A 16,528-nucleotide genomic window follows, 5' to 3' on the forward strand; every position below is an offset into this window, starting at 1 on the left:
GGTACGCTGCGGGGTACGCAAGCGCTCCGGGGTCGGTGCAAGTCCGAACCGGTGGTGACAGTCCACGAGCTGCTGACGGGTGCGAACCCGGCGGCGGTTGACCTGGTGCAATCCCAGGACCGACGGTGAGAGTCCGGATGGGAGGAAGCGCTGGCGGGCAGGTCGACCGCGTCGACCCGTCCGCCCGTGTCGACGACCGTCGCGCACACACCCGGAGTCCCGTTGAGAGGACACCAGTGTTCACCGGCATCATCGAGGAACTCGGCACCGTCACCGCCGTGCAGGAGCACGGCGACTCGGTCGCGCTCACCGTCCGCGGCCCCCTCGTCGTCGCGGACGCCGCCCACGGCGACTCCATCGCGACGTCCGGGGTGTGCCTGACCGTCGTCGAGCAGACCCCCGAGACCTTCACCGCGTTCGTCATGAAGCAGACGCTCGACATGAGCGCGCACGGCACGCTCCGGGTCGGCGACCGCCTCAACCTCGAGCGCGCCGCGTCCGTCGGCGACCGGCTCGGCGGGCACATCGTGCAGGGCCACGTCGACGGCACCGCGACCGTGCTCGAGACCGCGGACGGCGACGGCTGGCGACGCGTCCGGTTCTCGTTGGCCCCGGCGCTGAGCCCGCTCGTCGTCGACAAGGGGTCGATCGCCGTCGACGGCGTCTCGCTCACCGTCAGCGCCGTCTCGCCCGAGGACACCGACCCCGAGGCCGCGTGGTTCGAGGTCAGCCTGATCCCCGAGACGCTCGAGGCCACCACGCTCGGCCTCCGGGTACCGGGCGACCGGGTGAACATCGAGACCGACGTCCTCGCCCGGCACGTCCGCCGCATGCTCCGGCTCGACGCAGCAGCGTCCGCCGTCACGGAGGCACGGTGATGGTCACGCGCACACCGCACGTCGGGGGTCCGGTCGCGTCGACCGTCGACGAGGACGCGGCCGTCAGCGGGCTCGCCACGATCGAGGCCGCCGTCGCCGCGATCGCCGCCGGACGCCCGGTCATCGTCGCCGACGACGAGCACCGCGAGAACGAGGGCGACGTCATCCTGTCCGCCGAGCTCGCCACACCGGAGTGGATCGCGTGGACCGTGGCGCACTCGTCCGGCTTCATCTGCGCACCCGTGTCGGCCGAGATCGCCGACGCGCTCGACCTCCCGCCGATGGTCGCCGTCAACGAGGACCCACGCGGCACCGCCTACACCGTCACGGTCGACGCGGCGAGCGGCATCACCACCGGCATCAGCGCGCACGACCGCGCGCGGACGCTGCGGGTCCTCGCCGACCCGTCGTCGGTGCGGTCCGACCTGCACCGACCCGGCCACGTGGTCCCGCTCCGGGCCCGACCCGGCGGCGTCCGCGAGCGCGCCGGTCACACGGAGGCGGCCATCGAACTCGTCACCGCGGCCGGGCTCCGGCCCGCCGCGGCGATCTGCGAGATCGTCGACGACGACGGCAGCATGATGCGGCTGCCGCGGCTCGTCGAACTCGGGGCGCGCGAGGGCGTGCCCGTCATCACCATCGCCGCGCTCGCCGATTGGCTCGACGCGGCCGACCGGGCGTCCGACGCCCGCACGGAAGGAACAGCAGGATGAGCGGAGCAGGAGCGGCCGAGCGCGGCCACGTCGACGGGACCGGGGTCCGGGTGGCGATCGTCGCGGGACAGTGGCACGACGTCATCGCGGCGGGACTCCTCGCCGGTGCGCAGCGGGAGGTCGAACGACTCGGCGCCACCGCGACGGTCCTCCCCGTCCCCGGGAGCTTCGAGCTGCCCGTCGTGGCGAAGACCGCGCTGGAGTCCGGGTACGACGCGGCCGTGGCCCTCGGCGTCATCATCCGCGGTGGGACGCCGCACTTCGAGTACGTCTCCGACGCTGCCACGAGCGGTCTGACCCGCGTGGCGATCGACACCGGCAAGCCGGTCGGGTTCGGCGTGCTCACCCTCGACGACGAGCAGCAGGGCATCGACCGCGCCGGGCTGCCCGGGTCGAAGGAGGACAAGGGCGCCGAGGCCGCGCACGCCGCGATCGCGACCGCGGTCACACTGCGGTCGCTCGCCGTCCCGGCCTGACGACACCCGGACCCACCGGAGCGCACCCCCTCACCGAGGGGGTGCGCTCCGCCGTTTCCGAGGTGTACTTTTTGAACATGTTCGAAAATGGTGAGCCGCAGTCGAAGCGCGATCGGACGCGGGCACGGATCCGGGAGGTCGCGCTCCGGTCCCTGCGCGAGGAGGGCTACGACGCGACGACCATGCGTGGCATCGCGGAGAAGGCCGGGCTCTCCGTCGGCAACGCGTACTACCACTTCCCGACCAAGGACCACCTCGTGCAGGAGCTGTACGTCGAGGTCCAGCAGGAGCACGCCGCCCTCGCACGGCCGCAGCTCGAGGGGGTCGACGACCTCGCCACCAGGGTCGGTGTCGTCGTCCGGACGGGCCTCGGCAACCTCCGGCCCTGGCATGCGCTCGCTCCGCAGTTCCTCACCACGGCGATCGCCCCCGGCTCGCCGAACAACCCGATGTCGCCGGAGTCCGGACCGGCACGCGACGTCGTGCTCGGGCTCTTCCGCGAGGCGGTGCACGGATCACGGACGACGCTGCCGGGGACACTGGCCGAGGACCTGCCGTCGGCGCTGTGGTCCGCGTACCTGCTCATGACGCTGTTCTGGGTGTACGACGGCTCGCCGGGGCAGCGGCGGACCGACCGGCTCGTCGACGCGGCGCTCGCGCTCCTGCGGTTCGCGGTACCGATGCTGCGGGTGCGGCCGTTCCGCCGGAGCGTGACCGAGATCGTCGGGATCGTCGCGGGGCGGGACGCATGACGGCCTGGCGCATCGACGACACGATCGGACTCGTCGCGCGCGCGTACGGGTGGTTCGCGCTGGTCACCGTGCCGGTCGTGTCGGTCACGGTCGCCTGCTGGACGGCGACCGTCTCGGCCGTCGTCGACGGGTGGCGGGGTGGTCTCGAGGAGGTCCTGCCCGCGGTGCTGCTGTTCGACGTCGTGACCGCGGTGGCCGCCCTCGGCGGGGCCGTGGTGTCGCTGCCGTTCACGCACGTCCTCGGCGTGCTGCTGGTCGACGTGCGGTCCCGGCGGCTGCAGGTGGCCGCGACCACGGTCCTCGCCGGAGGGCTCGGGTGCGTGACGGCGTGGATCGCGGGGGAGGCCGTGCTGCCGCCCTCCGGTCCGCTGCTCGCCCTGTTCGTGGGGGTCAGCGCCGCCGGAGCCGGTGCCCTCGCCCGGTGGGGGCAGCTCCGCTCCGACACGCGGCAGCGACCCGGTGTGAGTCCGACGGTGGTGTGGCCGTGACCGCGCCGTGGACCGCGGCCGACGCCTGGACGCTGAACGGCCGCGCCGCCGGCTGGATGCTCGGCGCCACGCTCCCGGTGGCGTCGGTGCTCGGCTTGCTCGTGGCACCCCTGGCCGGTCCGTCGTGGGAGTACACCGGTGGCGACTGGTGGTCCGCGACCGGGGGACTGCTCGGCTGGGCGGTCCTGGTCGACGCGGTCTCGGCGGTGTTCGTGCTCGGATCGGCGCTCGTGACCGTCCCCGTCACCTGGGCGGCCGGGAAGTTGCTCGAACGGGTCCGCAGCGCTCGGGTGCACATCGTCGCCACGGCGCTGCTCGCGGGGACGCTCGCGGCCGTCCCAGCGGCGCTCGGCGGTGTCGACACGTTGGTCGTCACGGCACCCGTCAGTCTCGCGGCCGGCGCGGCGGGCGCGCTCGCGCGCCGGGGACAGTTGCGGCAGGCGCAGCGCCAGGAGGCCCAGCGCCAGGAGGCACAGCAACAAGAGGCGCAGCGCCAGGAGGCCCGATCGACGCAGGCACCACCCGGGACGGAGTGAGCGGTGCGCACCTGTGGGACGTGGGTAGCGGACGGACCCGGCCCCGTGCCTCCTGTCCGGATGCGGACCGCGCGCCGGTCGATGCGCCACGGACGACGCGCCACGGACGACGACGGCCCCGCACCTGCCGGTGCGGGGCCGTCGTGTCGAGCGGTGTCTACCGCTTGCCGAACACGTGGATCGGCAGGAAGAACGAGAGGCACATGAGCAGCACGCCGCCCATGAAGACGAACGCCTGACCGGATGCGACCTGGAACGCGACGCCGAAGAGGTACATCGACACGAGCAGCAGCAGGACTGAGAAGACAGCAGCGATGACGCGGCCCACGGTGGTACCTCCGGAATCAGCGGGTGGTTCGGGTGCCAGTCTATCCCCCGCGGCGGGGGTGCTGGTTCACGCGGTCGGCTTGGTCGCGATCAGACGGTCGACGACGGCGAGCAGCGCCTCCATGTCGACGACGCCCCGGGTCGGTCGGACGTCGGTCGTCGCCCCGAGCGAGGCCTGGTGGTACAGGCCGTCGCCGAGCAGCTTGACGGCCTGCGCGGTCGGCTCGTCCCCCAGCTCGTCGACGAGGGTCTCGAGCCACGCGTTCTCGGTCTCGTCGAGGGTCCGGCCCGCCTCCTCGTAGCCGGCCTGCTGCAGCCGACCGGCGGCGAGGAGTGCGAGGTCGAGCTCGCTGCCGACCCACTGGCAGTTGCGGACGAAGTAGCGGGCTGCGCCGTCCTCGGCCTCGCGCATCCGCTCGACGTCGATGTGCGACAGGTCCGACAGGCGTTCGCACAGGCCCTCGACGAGCGCGGCCTTCGACCCGAAGTGGTACAGCAGTCCGCCCTTCGAGACGCCGGCGCGTGCGGCGACGGCGTCGAGCGTCGCCGGACGCTCGCCTTCCTCGCACACGATGGCGACGAAGCTGTCGAGGACACGATCGCGGGCGCTGGCCATGCCGGAAGTCTGCCATGCCGCGCGTGCCGCAGCGCGCAGGTGTCGGGGCAGGGGCCGGCGCCGGCGCAGGGCGCGGGCGTCGCGGGGCGGGACGGGCGGCGGCGCAGCACGCAGGCGCCGTGGGCCATCCTCCACGGCGCCTGCGGGTCCGGTCAGCCCTTCAACGCCCCGGCGGCGATGTTGGCGATGAAGTGCCGCGAGCCGATGATGAACACCCCGATGAGCGGGAACACGCTGATCACCGCGCCCGCCATCACCGATCCGAGGTCGGTCGCGTTCACCGAGCTGAGGGACGCGAGCGCCACCTGCAGCGTCTGCCCCTTCGGGTCGATGAGCACGATCAGGGGCCAGACGTAGTCGTTCCACGAGCTGATGAACGTGAAGATCCCGAGGAACGCCAGCCCGCCGCGGAGCATCGGCACCGCGATCGACCACCACGTCCGGAAGAACCCGGCACCGTCCACCCGGGCCGAGTCGATGATCTCGTTCGGGATCGACCCGGTCGCGAACTGGCGGAGCAGGAAGATCCCGAACGCGTTCGCCGCACCCGGCACGATGAGCGCCTGCAGCCCGCCGATCCACCCCAGGTGCGCCATGAGCACGAAGCTCGGCACGAGTGACAGGCTGCCCGGGACGAGGAAGGTCGCGAGCATGATCGTGAACAGCGACCGCTTGAACGGGAACTCGTACTTCGCGAACGCGAACGCGGCGAGCGAGTCGAACAGCATGACGAGCACCGCCGTCGCACCGGACACCAGCACGGTGTTTCCGAGGGCCCGGAGCATGTCGACGCTGCTGAAGACGGTCGCGACGTTCTGCAGGGCGTGGCCGTTGAACCACAGCGACGGCGGGTAGCCGAAGATCTCCGCGTTCGACGAGGTCGACATCACGAGCAGCCACCAGAACGGGAAGACCGACAGCACGACGCCGACGATCAGGCACAGGTGGGTGACGAGTCGTCCCGCCCACCCGTGCCGGAACCCGCGACGGTGGTCGTCGGGGCGGTCGGCGACGGCGTTCGGTCGGCCCAGGGCGGCGGCGGTGTTCGTCGTGCGGGGCGCGGTGTCGGCGCTCATGCGCGGTCCCCCTTCGTGGACGCGGTGGCCGGGGTGAGGGCACGGGCGGTGCGCAGTCGTCGCGGGGTCTTCAGGCCGTCCCGTTCGCTGAGCAGGCGCCAGTTGATGATCGCGAAGACCACGGAGAAGAAGAACAGCACCCAGGCGATGGCCGACCCGTAGCCGAAGTCGAACTGGTTGAAGGCCTGGTCGTACTGGTACAGCACGATCGTCATGCCGGCCTCGTCCGGACCGCCGACGGCCTGCCCGTTGAACAGGATCTGCGGTTCGGTGAAGAGGCCGAGCCCGCCGATCGTCGACGTGATGACCGTGAACAGGATCACGGGGCGCAGCATCGGGATCGTGATCCGGGTGAAGATCTGCCACGTGTTCGCGCCGTCGACCTTGGCGGCGTCGTAGAGCTCGGTCGGGATCGACTGCAGTCCGGCGAGGTAGATGATCGCGTTGTACCCGGTCCACCGCCCGATGACCATGACGGCGATGGTGACCTTGACGCCCCAGTAGGTCGACAACCACCCGACCGGGTCGGCGCCGAGGGCACGGAGCGCGGCGTTCACGAGGCCGAACCCGTCCGAGAACACGGACCCGAAGACGATCGCCATCGCGACCATGCTCGTGACGTTCGGGATGAAGAACGCGACGCGGTAGAAGCCCTTCGCCCGGATGTTGCCGTGCAGCAGGAACGCGAGCACGAGCGCGAGGAACAGCATCGGGACGGTGGAGATGATCCAGATGAGGAACGTGTTCGACACGGCGTTCCAGAAGCGGGGGTCGCCGAGCAGGTACCGGTACTGCGCGAGTCCGACCCAGGCGGGGGAGCCCACGCCGTCCCAGTCGGTGAACGACAGGACGATCGAGAAGACGATCGGGAACAGGCCGAACACCAGGAACAGCACGTAGAACGGCGCGATCGCCACGTACTGGGGCCAGAACCGCCGCAGGCCGTTCCGGTGCCCGACCGCCGCCGTCGAGACCGAGGCGGTGGGGGCACCACCGACGACGGGGTTCGCTGTCGTGGACGGCGCTTCGCGTGTCGAGGTCATGCCGCCACCCCCCGCTTCGCGAGCACCCGGTCGGTCTGGTCGACGGCGTCCTTCCAGGCCCGCTCCGGGTCCTTGCCCGTGGACTCGACGTTGGTGATCTCCGTCGCGAAGGCGCCGATGAAGCGCTCCCGGTTCGAGATGTAGGTCACGGGCACCTCCGGTGCGGCGTCGCTGAAGAAGTCGAGCGGGTCCTGGTCACCGAAGTAGTCGCCGGGGTTCCGCATCAGGCCGTTCGAGAACGACGCCGGGGTGGAGGGGAAGAGCTGGATGTCGTTGTAGGTGTGCGACTGGACGTCCGGCTGCGTGATCCACTTCGCGAACGCCACGGCGGCGTCCGGGTCCTTCGACGACCTCGGCACCGCCAGGAACGAACCGCCGCTGTTGCCCGGCCGCTCCGGCTGCTTCGCGATGCGCCACTTGCCGGAGAGGTCCGGGGCGGTGTCGTGGATGATCTGCGTCCACCACGCGCCCTCGATCTGTCCGGCGACCCGTCCGGCCACCCAGCCGGCGTTCTGGTCGGTGCCGGACTGCAGGTTGCCGGTGATGCCCGCGTGGATCGACTCGACCGCGTTCTCCCACGCCTTCCGCACCGCGCTGTCGTCGCGGTGGTAGAGCGGCTCGTCGTCGCGGTCGAAGTACCGGGTCGGACTCGCCGCGACGAACTGGTTGAAGAGCTGGGTCGCCGTGATGATCGTCGCCGCACCGGTCTTCTGCTTGATCTGCTTGCCGACCGTGCGGAAGTCCGCCCAGGTGCTGATCGCGGCACCGACCTCGTCGGGCTCGGTCGGCAGGTCGGCCTTCCGCAGGACCTCCTGGTTGTAGAAGAAGCCCGTCGGCCCGGTGTCGACCGGCCAGAAGCACTGGCGTCCGGAGGGGGTCCGCCCGAGCGCGAGCTTCCAGTCGTAGTACGCCGACCGTTCGGCGGCGGTGGGACGGAAGTCGGTGAAGAGCTCCTCGTCGGGGAAGTACAGCCAGCAGTTCGAGTTGATCATGAGCACGTCCGGGATGAACGCGTTCCCGGCGAGTGCCGTGCGGAACTTCGTGTCGTAGGACGCCCCGCCGATGAGGTCGGGACGGAGCCGCTTCGCACCCTGGCCGGGGATGCCCTTCGCCGCTCGGTCGAGGAACACCGGATCGAGCGACCGGTTCCAGTACCAGAGCACCAGTTCGTCGGGGTCGCTCGAGATCGCGGTGCCGGTGGAACACCCTGCCAGGAGGGTGGTGGTGGCGAGTGCCCCGAGGGCTCCAGCCCCGGCGAGGAACCCCCGCCGGCTGAGACGGACGGACTGCGCTGCTGTCACGGACGACCTGCTCTCGTCGTTGAGATTGCCGGACACCTCGGCGGCACGCTCGTCGGGCAGCGGCCGGCACACAGCGGGTCACCGTCGACCCCCTGCGCCGAGCGTTCGACCGTGAACGCTCACGAAGTGGTCAGAGCATGCTCTCCGCGACACGCCGTGTCAAGCACTTCCCGCATTGTGCCGCCGCGGAGATGGGGCTAGCGTCGCCGTGACCGTGAAGGTTCACGACGAACAGGATCCGCATGTCAGCGCAGACCGCGACCCCCACCAGCACCCGGACGCACGACGGGTGGGCCGTCCTCGGACCGGGTGGCATCGCCCGCCGGTTCCTCGCCCAGTTGCCGGCGAGCGGGAACGGTGCCACGGGCGTGGTCGACCCGGCCGTCGGTGGCGTCCTCGTCGCCGCGGGGAGCAGCGACACGGACCGCGCCCGGTCCTTCGCGGACGAGGCGGCCGACCACGGGTTCGCCGACGTCACGGCCGCCGGGTACGACGAGGTCCTCGCCGACCCACGTGTCGACGCGGTGTACGTCTCGACCGTGCACACGGGCCACGCGCACCTCGTGCTCCGCGCCCTCGAGGCGGGCAAGGCGGTCCTCTGCGAGAAGCCGCTCGCCCCGAACCACGGCACCGCGATGGCGCTCGCCGACGCCGCACGCCAGGCGGGCCTGCCGCTCGTCGAGGCGTACATGTACCGCTTCCACCCCCAGACCGCGGCCCTCCGCGACCTCGTCCGCGACGGCGCGATCGGCGACGTCACCCACATCGACGCCTCGTTCGCGTTCCGGGCGGGCGAGCGGACCGGGCGGCTCTTCGACGTCGACACCGCGGGCGGCGGCATCCTCGACGTCGGCGGGTACCCGGTCACGATGGCCGCGGCGATCGTGCAGGCGGCGACCGGCGTCGCGGTGGCCGAGCCGACCGAGCTGACCGCGACCGGCACCATCGGACCGACCGGTGTCGACGAGTGGACCACGGCGCACCTGACCTACCCGTCCGGCATCACCGCGGCGGTCCGGACCGGGGTCCGGGTGCAGGACGACAACGCGGTGACGGTGTACGGCTCCCGCGGCCGGATCGTGCTCACCGACCCGTGGACGCTCGGCGACGACCCCACGATCGAGGTCCGGACCGTCGACGAGGATCCCCGGACGCTCTCGTTCGCGGGTGCGAAGCCGTACGCGATCGAGGCCGACGCCACGACGGCGGCGCTGCGCGAGGGACGCACGGACGCCCCGGAGATGACGCTCGACGAGACGCTCGCGACCGCCAGGACGCTCGACCGCTGGCGTGCGGCGATCGGCCTCCGGTACCCGTTCGAGGCCGAGGACGCGGACATCCCCACGGTGAGCGGCCGGCCGCTGACCGTGGCCGCCCACGAGCCCGACCGGGCCGACAACCCGATGCGGTACGGCGAGATCGCCGGCGTCGGCAAGCGCCTGTCCCGCTTGGTGATGGGCGTCGACAACCAGCTCGACCTCGCCCACGCGAGTGCGATCTTCGACCACTTCGTCAGCCGCGGCGGCAACGTCTTCGACACCGGGTACATCTACGGCGGCGGCACGATGGAGGGCCGCCTCGGGAAGTGGATCCAGAACCGCGGCGTCCGCGAGGACGTCGTCGTCATCACGAAGGGCGCGCACACCCCGTACTGCGACCCGGAGTCGCTGACGCGGCAGCTGCTCGAGAGCCTCGAGCGACAGGGGACCGACTACGCGGACATCTACATGATGCACCGCGACAACGAGGACGTGCCGGTGGGGGAGTTCGTCGACGTCCTCGACGAGCACCGCCGCGCCGGTCGGATCCGCGTGTTCGGCGGCTCGAACTGGAGCCTCGAGCGCTTCGACGAGGCGAACGCCTACGCCGCCGCGAACGGCAAGCACGGCTTCGAGGTCCTGAGCAACCACTTCGGCCTCGCCGAGGCGTACGACGTGCCGTGGGCCGGCTGCCGTCACGCGACGGACCCGGAGTCGAAGCGTTGGCTCGAGGAGCGCCAGGTCCCCTTGCTGCCGTGGTCGTCCCAGGCCCGCGGGTTCTTCACCGGTCGCGCAGCCCCGGACGACACGAGCGACGCCGAGCTCGTGCGCTGCTACTACTCCGACGAGAACTTCGAGCGCCTCCGTCGTGCCCGGGAGCTCGGTGCGCGGTTCGGCGTACCGGCGACCGCGATCGCCCTCGCGTACGTGCTGCACCAGCCGTTCCCGACCTTCCCGCTCTTCGGACCGCGTACGATCGCAGAGGCTCGATCCTCGATGCAGGGCCTCTCCGTCGACCTCACTCCCGAACAGGTGGCATGGCTGGACCTCCGCGACTGACCGACCCCGTCGCCGTCCCCGGCGGCCGGGCGACGATCATCGACGTCGCCGCGGCGGCCGGGGTCTCGCGGCAGACGGTCACCCGCGCGATGAACGGCATGCCCGGCATCAGCGCGGCGACGAAGGAACGCGTCCTGGCCGTCGCGGAGCAGCTCGCGTACCGTCCGTCGCGGTTCGGCCGCGGACTCGTCACGGGCGGTGACCACCAGCTCGGTCTCGTCGTGAACGACCTCCGCAACCCCTACTCGCCGCAGCTGGCCTCCGCCGTGTACCGGCTCGCGGCCGAGCAGGGCTGGAACGTGATGCTCGCGGACACGACGCTCGCCGGGGACGCCGACCGCATCGTCCAGGCGCTCGGTGCCCAGACGGACGTCGTGATCGGCTACCTCGGCAACCGGCGTGAGCGGTGGAACGCACTCCTCGGACCCGTGCCCATGGTCGAGCTCGACCCGTCGGACGACCCACCGACGGCCGCGGTGTGGATCGATCCGGCCGAGTCGATCGAGGCGCTCGCCGACCACCTCGTCGAGACCGGGGTCCGCCACCCGGTCGTGCTCGACAACTCGCAGCCAGGACGACCGAGTGCCCGTGGTGCGCTCATGCTCGACGCGCTGCAGCGACGCGGCTACTTGCCGGAACTCGTGCACGGACCGCACGGCACCGCGGAGTGCGGCGCCGAGGAGACGGTGCGCATCCTGGCGCGGCGCCGTCGGCTCGACGCGGTCCTCGCCTTCAACGACGTGATGGCGCTCGGCGTCCTGCAGGCGTGCCGCCGCGCCGGCGTCGACGTCCCCGGAGACGTCAAGGTGGTCGGCGTCGACGGGCTGCCGCTGGGGGCGCTCGCCTCGCCGACGTTGACGACCCTCGCCGTCGACCTCGACGCCGTCGCCCGCGAGGCCCTGGACCTCGCGCTGGGGATGCTCGACGGGTCGTCGCCGCGGAGCGGGCCGACGGTGCAGCGCACCGTGCGGCACCGGCTGCTGCTGCGCGAGAGCGCCTAGCGGACCACCTGGTCGGGCGATCCGCCCGGACTGCCGTACGGCGGACGGGAGGCACGTGGCGGCGCCGCCACGCGCCTCCCGCCCGTCATTGGTTGCACTTGCAACCATAACCGTCCGGACGGTACACTAACGGAGTCCTGACGGGGCGCGTGACGACACCGCGTCCCGTCTCGTCTGCTGTCCGTCCTGTCGCCGTCGACCTGGTCCGGCTCGAAGTCCTCAGGAGGTCCACCGTGTCCGCGCTGCTCACCAGCCCCATCGCCACCGCCGTCACCGGCAGCCGCGCCCGGCGGTTCGCTGCCCTCGCCGTGCTCATGCTGCCGGTGCTGCTCATCTCGGTCGACAACACCGTGCTGAGCTTCGCGCTGCCGTCGATCAGCCGTGCCCTCGACCCGGACGCCACCACGCAGCTCTGGATCGTGGACGCGTACCCGCTCGTGCTCGCCGGGCTGCTCGTCGTGATGGGGAGCGTCGGCGACCGGATCGGCCGCCGTCGGATCCTGGTGGTCGGCGCGACCGGGTTCGCCTTGTTCTCCGTCGCCGCGGCGTTCGTCTCGGATGCGTGGATGCTCGTCGCCGCGCGCATCGCGATGGGCGTCTTCGGCGCGATGCTCATGCCGGCCACGCTCTCGATCATCCGCAACGTCTTCACGGACGCGGGGGAGCGGCGCATGGCGCTCGCGGTCTGGTCGACCATGTTCGCCGCCGGCAACGCGCTCGGCCCGCTCGTCGGTGGCGCGCTGCTCGCGCACTTCCACTGGGGGAGCGTCTTCCTCGTGGCGGTGCCGATCCTCGTCCTCATGCTCGTCGGCGTGCCGTTCCTCGTGCCGGAGTCGCGCGACCCCGCGCCCGGTCCCGTCGACGTGACCAGCATGCTGCTGTCGCTCGGTGCGCTCGCCCCGACCGCGTGGGCGATCAAGTCGGTCGTGCACCCCGAGGAGCGTGGCCTCGCGATCGCCATGCTCGCCGTGGGCGTGCTCTGCGGGATCGCGTTCGTGCGGCGGCAGCTCCGGTCGCGGACGCCGATGCTCGACCTGAAGCTGTTCCGGAGCACGGCGTTCACCGGCAGCGTGCTCATGAACCTCGCGGCGATGTTCTCGCTGACCGGGTTCCTGTTCTTCATCGCCCAGCACCTGCAGCTCGTCGCCGGCCTCGACCCGTTCGCGTCCGGCATCGTGCTCGTCCCCGGCTCGGTGCTGACCATCGTCGCCGGGCTCGTGGTCGTGCCGATCGTCGGTCGGATCGCGCCGCGCTGGGTCGTCGCCGTCGCGCTGCTGTTCTCGGCGGCGGCGTACGGCATGGTCGCGGTCCTCGGCCACCACGCCACGATCGCCGCGCTCGGGTTCGCGTTCGTGCTGCTCGGCATCGGGATCGGCGCGTCGGAGACGGTCACGAACGACCTCATCATCTCCACCGCTCCGGCTGACAAGGCCGGTGCCGCCTCTGCCCTGTCGGAGACGGCGTACGAGATCGGTGCCGTGCTCGGGACCGCGGTCCTCGGCACGATCCTCTCGACGGCGTACCGCTCGCACGTGGTGGTCCCGGACGGGCTGTCCTCGTCGGCGCACACCGCCGCGCAGGAGACCCTCGGCGGAGCGGTGTCCGCCGCGTCCGAGCTCGGTGGCTCCGCCGGGCAGGCGCTCCTCGCGTCGGCCCGCGCCGCGTTCGACTCCGGGGTCACCACCACCGGTGCCGTCGCAGCCGTGCTGATGGTCGTCGCGGCAGCCGGGGCGGTCGTCATGCTGCGCCGCCGCTGACGTCGGTCGCCGAGTCGTCCGGGCCCACGGGCCGCCGGTCTGTACGACCACCGAGGCCGCGGCACGCCCGGGATCGGACGAACCTGTGAATCGTTGACCTCAACCAGGGTTCAGGTCCTACGTTGGGACGTGGCCGCGAGGGACGCGGCCGATGCGAGGACAGGAACGACCACGACCGAGACAGCCGACGCCCCCGTGAACATCGCCGACGCGTACAAGTCGGCATTCCGTGGTCACCCCGCCGGCGTCGCCGTCATCACGGCGGAGGGCCCCGACGGTCCGACCGGTCTGACGGCCTCGAGCGTCGCGAGCGTCGCGGTCGACCCGCCCGTCCTGGTGTTCTCGCTGTCGACGAACTCCGGTTCCGCCGGCATCGTCCTCGGCGCGCCCCTGTTCGTGGTGCACCTCGTCGACTCCCTCGGGGTCGGGCTCGCACGGCGGTTCGCGGCCACCGGGAGCCCCGCCGCCGACGACCCGATCTGGGGCACCCTCCCGAGCGGCGAGCGCTACCTGCCCGGCGCTGCCACAGCATTGCGCTGCCGTCCGCTGTCCACCACGCCGATCGGCTCGTCCACGGTCGTGGTCGCCGAGGTCCTCGACATCGTCGTCGGCCGCGAGCACGGCGAGCCGCTCGTCTACCACAACCGGGAGTTCCACTCCCTCACCGACCGTTCCCGGCTCACCTGAGCCCGGGGACCGCGTTCCGCCAACCACCGATCGAAAGGAAACTCGCACATGGCCGAGTACACCCTGCCGGAACTGCCGTACGACTACGCGGCGCTCGAGCCGCACATCAGCGGCAAGATCATGCAGCTGCACCACGACAAGCACCACCAGACGTACGTGACGGGCGCGAACACCGCCCTCGAGCAGCTGGCCGAGGCGCGCGAGTCGGGCAACCTGGCCAACGTCAACAAGCTCGAGAAGGACCTCGCGTTCAACCTCGGTGGCCACGTCAACCACTCGATCTTCTGGACCAACCTCGGCCCGGACACGAAGGTCCCGGAGGGCGAGCTCGCCGCCGCGATCGACGAGTTCTTCGGCTCGTTCGAGAAGTTCCAGGCGCAGTTCGCCGCCGTCGCCACCGGCATCCAGGGCTCGGGCTGGGCCGTGCTCGCCTGGGACCAGGTCGGCCAGAAGCTCACGACGTTCCAGCTGTTCGACCAGCAGGCGAACGTGCCCCTCGGCGTCGTGCCGATCTTCATGCTCGACATGTGGGAGCACGCCTTCTACCTCGACTACCTCAACGTCAAGGCGGACTACGTGAAGGCCGTCTGGAACATCGTCGACTGGGAGAACGTCGCGGCACGCTTCGCGAACGCGAAGTCGCAGTCGTTCGTCACGCTCTGAGACGCGTGGTGACGGTCGCCTGAGGCGACCGCACGACGAACGGGAGGCGCGGTGCCAGCTGGCACCGCGCCTCCCGTTCGTCGTGACCCGGCCGTGCGTCGTGACCCAGCCGTGCGTCGTGATCAGGCCGTGCGTCGTGACCCAGCCGTGCGTCGGCCCGGGGTCCGTCCCCGTCGCTCGTCCTCGGACGTCGCTCACACCGTCGCGAGTTCGACGCTCGCGACGAGGTCGTCCGCGATGCCCTGCAGCACCTGGTCGACCTCCGTGCGACCGGGGTCGACGATCGCCGCCCACTGCGCACCGCGTGCGGCGTACACGGCGGCCCGTGCTGCACGCTCGGCCTCGAAGGCATCCGTGCCGTGCGCGCGGCACCAGGCGGCGACGGCCTCGAGGTGTTCGCGCTGCGCGGTGCGCTCCCGGACGCGTCCGTCGAGCTCCTCGACGGAACCGAGCTCGAACGACAGCCGGACCGCGAGTGCCCGTTCCGGGTCGTCGAGTCCGCCGAACACGGTGACGAACCACGCCCGCAGGCGTCCATCGTCGGCGTCCGGTCGGAGCGTGACACCGTCGAGCGATCGGTGGAGGTGCTCGACGACCGCCTGGATCAGTGCCTCGCGGCTGCCGAAGTGGTAGACGATCGGGTACGCGCTGGTGCCGAGCACCCGGCCGAGGCTGCGGACCGAGACGTCCTCGAGCTTCGTGTCACGGAGGTGGTCGGCGACCTTCGCGACGATCGCCGGCTTCAGCGTCGGGTCGGGCTTCCTGGGCATGGGACCTCCGGTCTCGGACTGGCATGTGACCATCTGGATATTACCGGACGTGTGATGCATTCGTCCATGATGTCCCCAGGTCTGCGAGGATGCGCAGGCAAACCGGAGATTTGCTCGGGTACCCGTACACTGAACGGGATGTCCACCCCCCAGGAGCGCTCCACGACCCCGTCGCCGCCCGACGGCGTGCGTCGTGTACGCCCGGACCGCAGTCGGCGGCGCGGGGCCGGGAAGCGGTTCCTGGTCATCGGCGACGTCCTCGACGGGGTGCTCGTCCAGACCTCCGCCGCCTCCACCGGCGACCACGACCCGTCCGCGGTGATCCGCCACCGCATCGTCGGCGCCGGCGGCAACACCGCAACCTGGCTCGGGTGGCTCGGTGCCGAGGTCGACCTCGTGGCGCGGGTCGGAGTCGACGACGTCTACCGGCACGAGCGTGCGCTCGAGGACGCCGGGGTGCGTCCGCACATCCGCTACGACGTCCGTTCGACGACCGGGAGCGTCGTCTCGATGCGGAACGAGCGTGGCCGGACCACGATGTCCGACCCCGCGGCCGCCGGCCGGCTCACCGCCTCCGACGTCCCGGTCGAGATCCTCGCACGGGCGGACATCGTGCACCTCACCGGTGCGGGCGTCCTCGCGGGCGGCGGCGCAGATCGGATCGCCGAGCTCGTCGCCCTCGGTCGGTCCGCGGGTGCCAAGGTCTCGCTCGACCCCTCCTCGACGGCCGTCGTCCGGATCGTCGGTGCGACGGCGTTCCTCGACGCGCTCGACGGGGTCGACGTCCTCTTCCCCGGAGCAGACGAGGCGCGTGCGCTCGCCGGGACGGACGACCTGCACGACGCGGTCCGGCGGTTGACGACCCGCGTCCCGCTGGTGGTCGTCACGACGGGTACGCAGGGGGCGCTCCTCGGCCGTGCCGGGAGGAGTCCGCACCGCGTGGCCGCCACGCCCGCGACCGTCGTCGACACCCTCGGCGCCGGGGACGCCTTCGCTGCGGGGTTCCTGCGGGCGTGGGCGACGGACCCCGTCCGCGTCGGAGCGGCCGCGCGCGAGGGTGGTCGGGTCGCGGCCCGGGCGTTGGGGTTCGTCGGGGGTCGCCCGCCCGCCTGAGCCCGTCGGCGGC

17 protein-coding genes, 1 pseudogene and 1 riboswitch are annotated in these 16,528 nt (G+C 71.6%); of the genes and pseudogenes, 12 read left to right on the top strand and 6 right to left on the bottom strand.

The features are described 5' to 3' along the window. The first annotated feature begins 19 nt into the window (after positions 1–19). A riboswitch (FMN riboswitch) is annotated at positions 20–153 on the top strand. Between the two features lie 83 nt (positions 154–236). From Csp2054_RS02585 to Csp2054_RS17960, 6 genes and pseudogenes are all read left to right on the top strand, one after another. Continuing rightward, positions 237–878 carry a riboflavin synthase gene (locus Csp2054_RS02585; RefSeq protein ID WP_096897751.1) on the top strand — a complete coding sequence of 214 codons (642 nt, stop codon included), beginning with the start codon at positions 237–239 and terminating at the stop codon, positions 876–878. Positions 879–958: 80 nt separating this feature from the next. Continuing rightward, positions 959–1,552, top strand: a pseudogene (gene ribB, locus Csp2054_RS02590) (3,4-dihydroxy-2-butanone-4-phosphate synthase); the annotation flags it as partial. A gap of 35 nt (positions 1,553–1,587) precedes the next feature. After that, positions 1,588–2,067 (top strand): 6,7-dimethyl-8-ribityllumazine synthase, encoded by a 480-nt coding sequence (gene ribH, locus Csp2054_RS02595; RefSeq protein WP_096897753.1) that lies wholly within the window; start codon positions 1,588–1,590, stop codon positions 2,065–2,067. 77 nt (positions 2,068–2,144) lie between these two features. Further along, positions 2,145–2,819: a TetR/AcrR family transcriptional regulator gene (locus tag Csp2054_RS02600; RefSeq protein ID WP_096897754.1), complete on the top strand. Its 675-nt coding sequence runs from the start codon at positions 2,145–2,147 to the stop codon at positions 2,817–2,819. Further along, on the top strand, positions 2,816–3,307 hold the full coding sequence (locus Csp2054_RS02605) for a hypothetical protein (RefSeq protein ID WP_096897755.1): 492 nt from the start codon (positions 2,816–2,818) through the stop codon (positions 3,305–3,307). The genes Csp2054_RS02600 and Csp2054_RS02605 overlap by 4 nt, the downstream gene beginning before the upstream one ends. Then, complete coding sequence (locus Csp2054_RS17960) at positions 3,304–3,843, top strand: hypothetical protein (RefSeq protein ID WP_176491522.1); 540 nt, start codon at positions 3,304–3,306, stop codon at positions 3,841–3,843. The genes Csp2054_RS02605 and Csp2054_RS17960 overlap by 4 nt, the downstream gene beginning before the upstream one ends. Before the next feature lie 157 nt (positions 3,844–4,000). On the opposite strand, the gene Csp2054_RS17965 is transcribed toward Csp2054_RS17960, so the two are convergent. The 5 genes from Csp2054_RS17965 to Csp2054_RS02630 all read right to left on the bottom strand — a co-directional run bounded on the left by Csp2054_RS17965 (position 4,001) and on the right by Csp2054_RS02630 (position 8,206). Further along, positions 4,001–4,171, bottom strand: coding sequence for a hypothetical protein (locus Csp2054_RS17965; RefSeq protein ID WP_176491523.1), 171 nt, complete (start codon positions 4,169–4,171; stop codon positions 4,001–4,003). Positions 4,172–4,237: 66 nt separating this feature from the next. After that, entirely contained in the window at positions 4,238–4,786 is a 549-nt protein-coding gene (locus Csp2054_RS02615) for a TetR/AcrR family transcriptional regulator (protein ID WP_096897756.1), read from the bottom strand. 152 nt (positions 4,787–4,938) lie between these two features. Next, positions 4,939–5,862: a carbohydrate ABC transporter permease gene (locus Csp2054_RS02620; protein ID WP_096897757.1), complete on the bottom strand. Its 924-nt coding sequence runs from the start codon at positions 5,860–5,862 to the stop codon at positions 4,939–4,941. Then, the gene (locus tag Csp2054_RS02625) at positions 5,859–6,905 is read right to left on the bottom strand and encodes a carbohydrate ABC transporter permease (RefSeq protein ID WP_096897758.1); all 1,047 of its coding nucleotides are present in this window, start codon (positions 6,903–6,905) and stop codon (positions 5,859–5,861) included. The genes Csp2054_RS02620 and Csp2054_RS02625 overlap by 4 nt, the downstream gene beginning before the upstream one ends. Continuing rightward, positions 6,902–8,206, bottom strand: coding sequence for an ABC transporter substrate-binding protein (locus Csp2054_RS02630; protein WP_096898006.1), 1,305 nt, complete (start codon positions 8,204–8,206; stop codon positions 6,902–6,904). The genes Csp2054_RS02625 and Csp2054_RS02630 overlap by 4 nt, the downstream gene beginning before the upstream one ends. A 242-nt stretch (positions 8,207–8,448) precedes the next feature. Here Csp2054_RS02630 and Csp2054_RS02635 point away from each other — a divergent pair, with 242 nt between their 5' ends. From Csp2054_RS02635 to Csp2054_RS02655, 5 genes are all read left to right on the top strand, one after another. Continuing rightward, entirely contained in the window at positions 8,449–10,524 is a 2,076-nt protein-coding gene (locus Csp2054_RS02635; RefSeq protein WP_096897759.1) for an aldo/keto reductase, read from the top strand. Continuing rightward, complete coding sequence (locus tag Csp2054_RS02640; protein WP_096897760.1) at positions 10,503–11,525, top strand: LacI family DNA-binding transcriptional regulator; 1,023 nt, start codon at positions 10,503–10,505, stop codon at positions 11,523–11,525. The genes Csp2054_RS02635 and Csp2054_RS02640 overlap by 22 nt, the downstream gene beginning before the upstream one ends. Positions 11,526–11,758: 233 nt before the next feature. After that, positions 11,759–13,282, top strand: coding sequence for an MFS transporter (locus tag Csp2054_RS02645; RefSeq protein WP_096897761.1), 1,524 nt, complete (start codon positions 11,759–11,761; stop codon positions 13,280–13,282). Positions 13,283–13,411: 129 nt separating this feature from the next. Continuing rightward, positions 13,412–13,969 (top strand): flavin reductase family protein, encoded by a 558-nt coding sequence (locus tag Csp2054_RS02650; protein ID WP_255252586.1) that lies wholly within the window; start codon positions 13,412–13,414, stop codon positions 13,967–13,969. A 48-nt stretch (positions 13,970–14,017) separates the two neighbouring features. Beyond that, positions 14,018–14,632 carry a superoxide dismutase gene (locus Csp2054_RS02655; protein ID WP_096897763.1) on the top strand — a complete coding sequence of 205 codons (615 nt, stop codon included), beginning with the start codon at positions 14,018–14,020 and terminating at the stop codon, positions 14,630–14,632. Between the two features lie 194 nt (positions 14,633–14,826). On the opposite strand, the gene Csp2054_RS02660 is transcribed toward Csp2054_RS02655, so the two are convergent. Then, complete coding sequence (locus Csp2054_RS02660) at positions 14,827–15,402, bottom strand: TetR/AcrR family transcriptional regulator (RefSeq protein ID WP_096897764.1); 576 nt, start codon at positions 15,400–15,402, stop codon at positions 14,827–14,829. A 138-nt stretch (positions 15,403–15,540) separates the two neighbouring features. On the opposite strand from Csp2054_RS02660, the gene Csp2054_RS02665 reads away from it, so the two are divergent. Next, positions 15,541–16,515, top strand: coding sequence for a carbohydrate kinase family protein (locus tag Csp2054_RS02665; protein WP_176491524.1), 975 nt, complete (start codon positions 15,541–15,543; stop codon positions 16,513–16,515). Positions 16,516–16,528: the final 13 nt, after the last annotated feature.

The organism is Curtobacterium sp. 'Ferrero', assembly GCF_002412165.1.
In the GTDB taxonomy this organism is placed as follows: Bacteria; Actinomycetota; Actinomycetes; order Actinomycetales; family Microbacteriaceae; genus Curtobacterium.

What these genes read in the sequence shown, in the direction of transcription:
- Csp2054_RS02660 (WP_096897764.1), bottom strand. Translation starts at nt 15,402, where the DNA reads ATGCCCAGGAAGCCCGACCCGACGCTGAAGCCGGCGATCGTCGCGAAG.
- ribH (WP_096897753.1), top strand. Translation starts at nt 1,588, where the DNA reads ATGAGCGGAGCAGGAGCGGCCGAGCGCGGCCACGTCGACGGGACCGGG.
- Csp2054_RS02620 (WP_096897757.1), bottom strand. Translation starts at nt 5,862, where the DNA reads ATGAGCGCCGACACCGCGCCCCGCACGACGAACACCGCCGCCGCCCTG.
- Csp2054_RS02615 (WP_096897756.1), bottom strand. Translation starts at nt 4,786, where the DNA reads ATGGCCAGCGCCCGCGATCGTGTCCTCGACAGCTTCGTCGCCATCGTG.
- Csp2054_RS02655 (WP_096897763.1), top strand. Translation starts at nt 14,018, where the DNA reads ATGGCCGAGTACACCCTGCCGGAACTGCCGTACGACTACGCGGCGCTC.
- Csp2054_RS02625 (WP_096897758.1), bottom strand. Translation starts at nt 6,905, where the DNA reads ATGACCTCGACACGCGAAGCGCCGTCCACGACAGCGAACCCCGTCGTC.
- Csp2054_RS02640 (WP_096897760.1), top strand. Translation starts at nt 10,503, where the DNA reads ATGGCTGGACCTCCGCGACTGACCGACCCCGTCGCCGTCCCCGGCGGC.
- Csp2054_RS02600 (WP_096897754.1), top strand. Translation starts at nt 2,145, where the DNA reads ATGTTCGAAAATGGTGAGCCGCAGTCGAAGCGCGATCGGACGCGGGCA.
- Csp2054_RS02635 (WP_096897759.1), top strand. Translation starts at nt 8,449, where the DNA reads ATGTCAGCGCAGACCGCGACCCCCACCAGCACCCGGACGCACGACGGG.
- Csp2054_RS02665 (WP_176491524.1), top strand. Translation starts at nt 15,541, where the DNA reads ATGTCCACCCCCCAGGAGCGCTCCACGACCCCGTCGCCGCCCGACGGC.
- Csp2054_RS02605 (WP_096897755.1), top strand. Translation starts at nt 2,816, where the DNA reads ATGACGGCCTGGCGCATCGACGACACGATCGGACTCGTCGCGCGCGCG.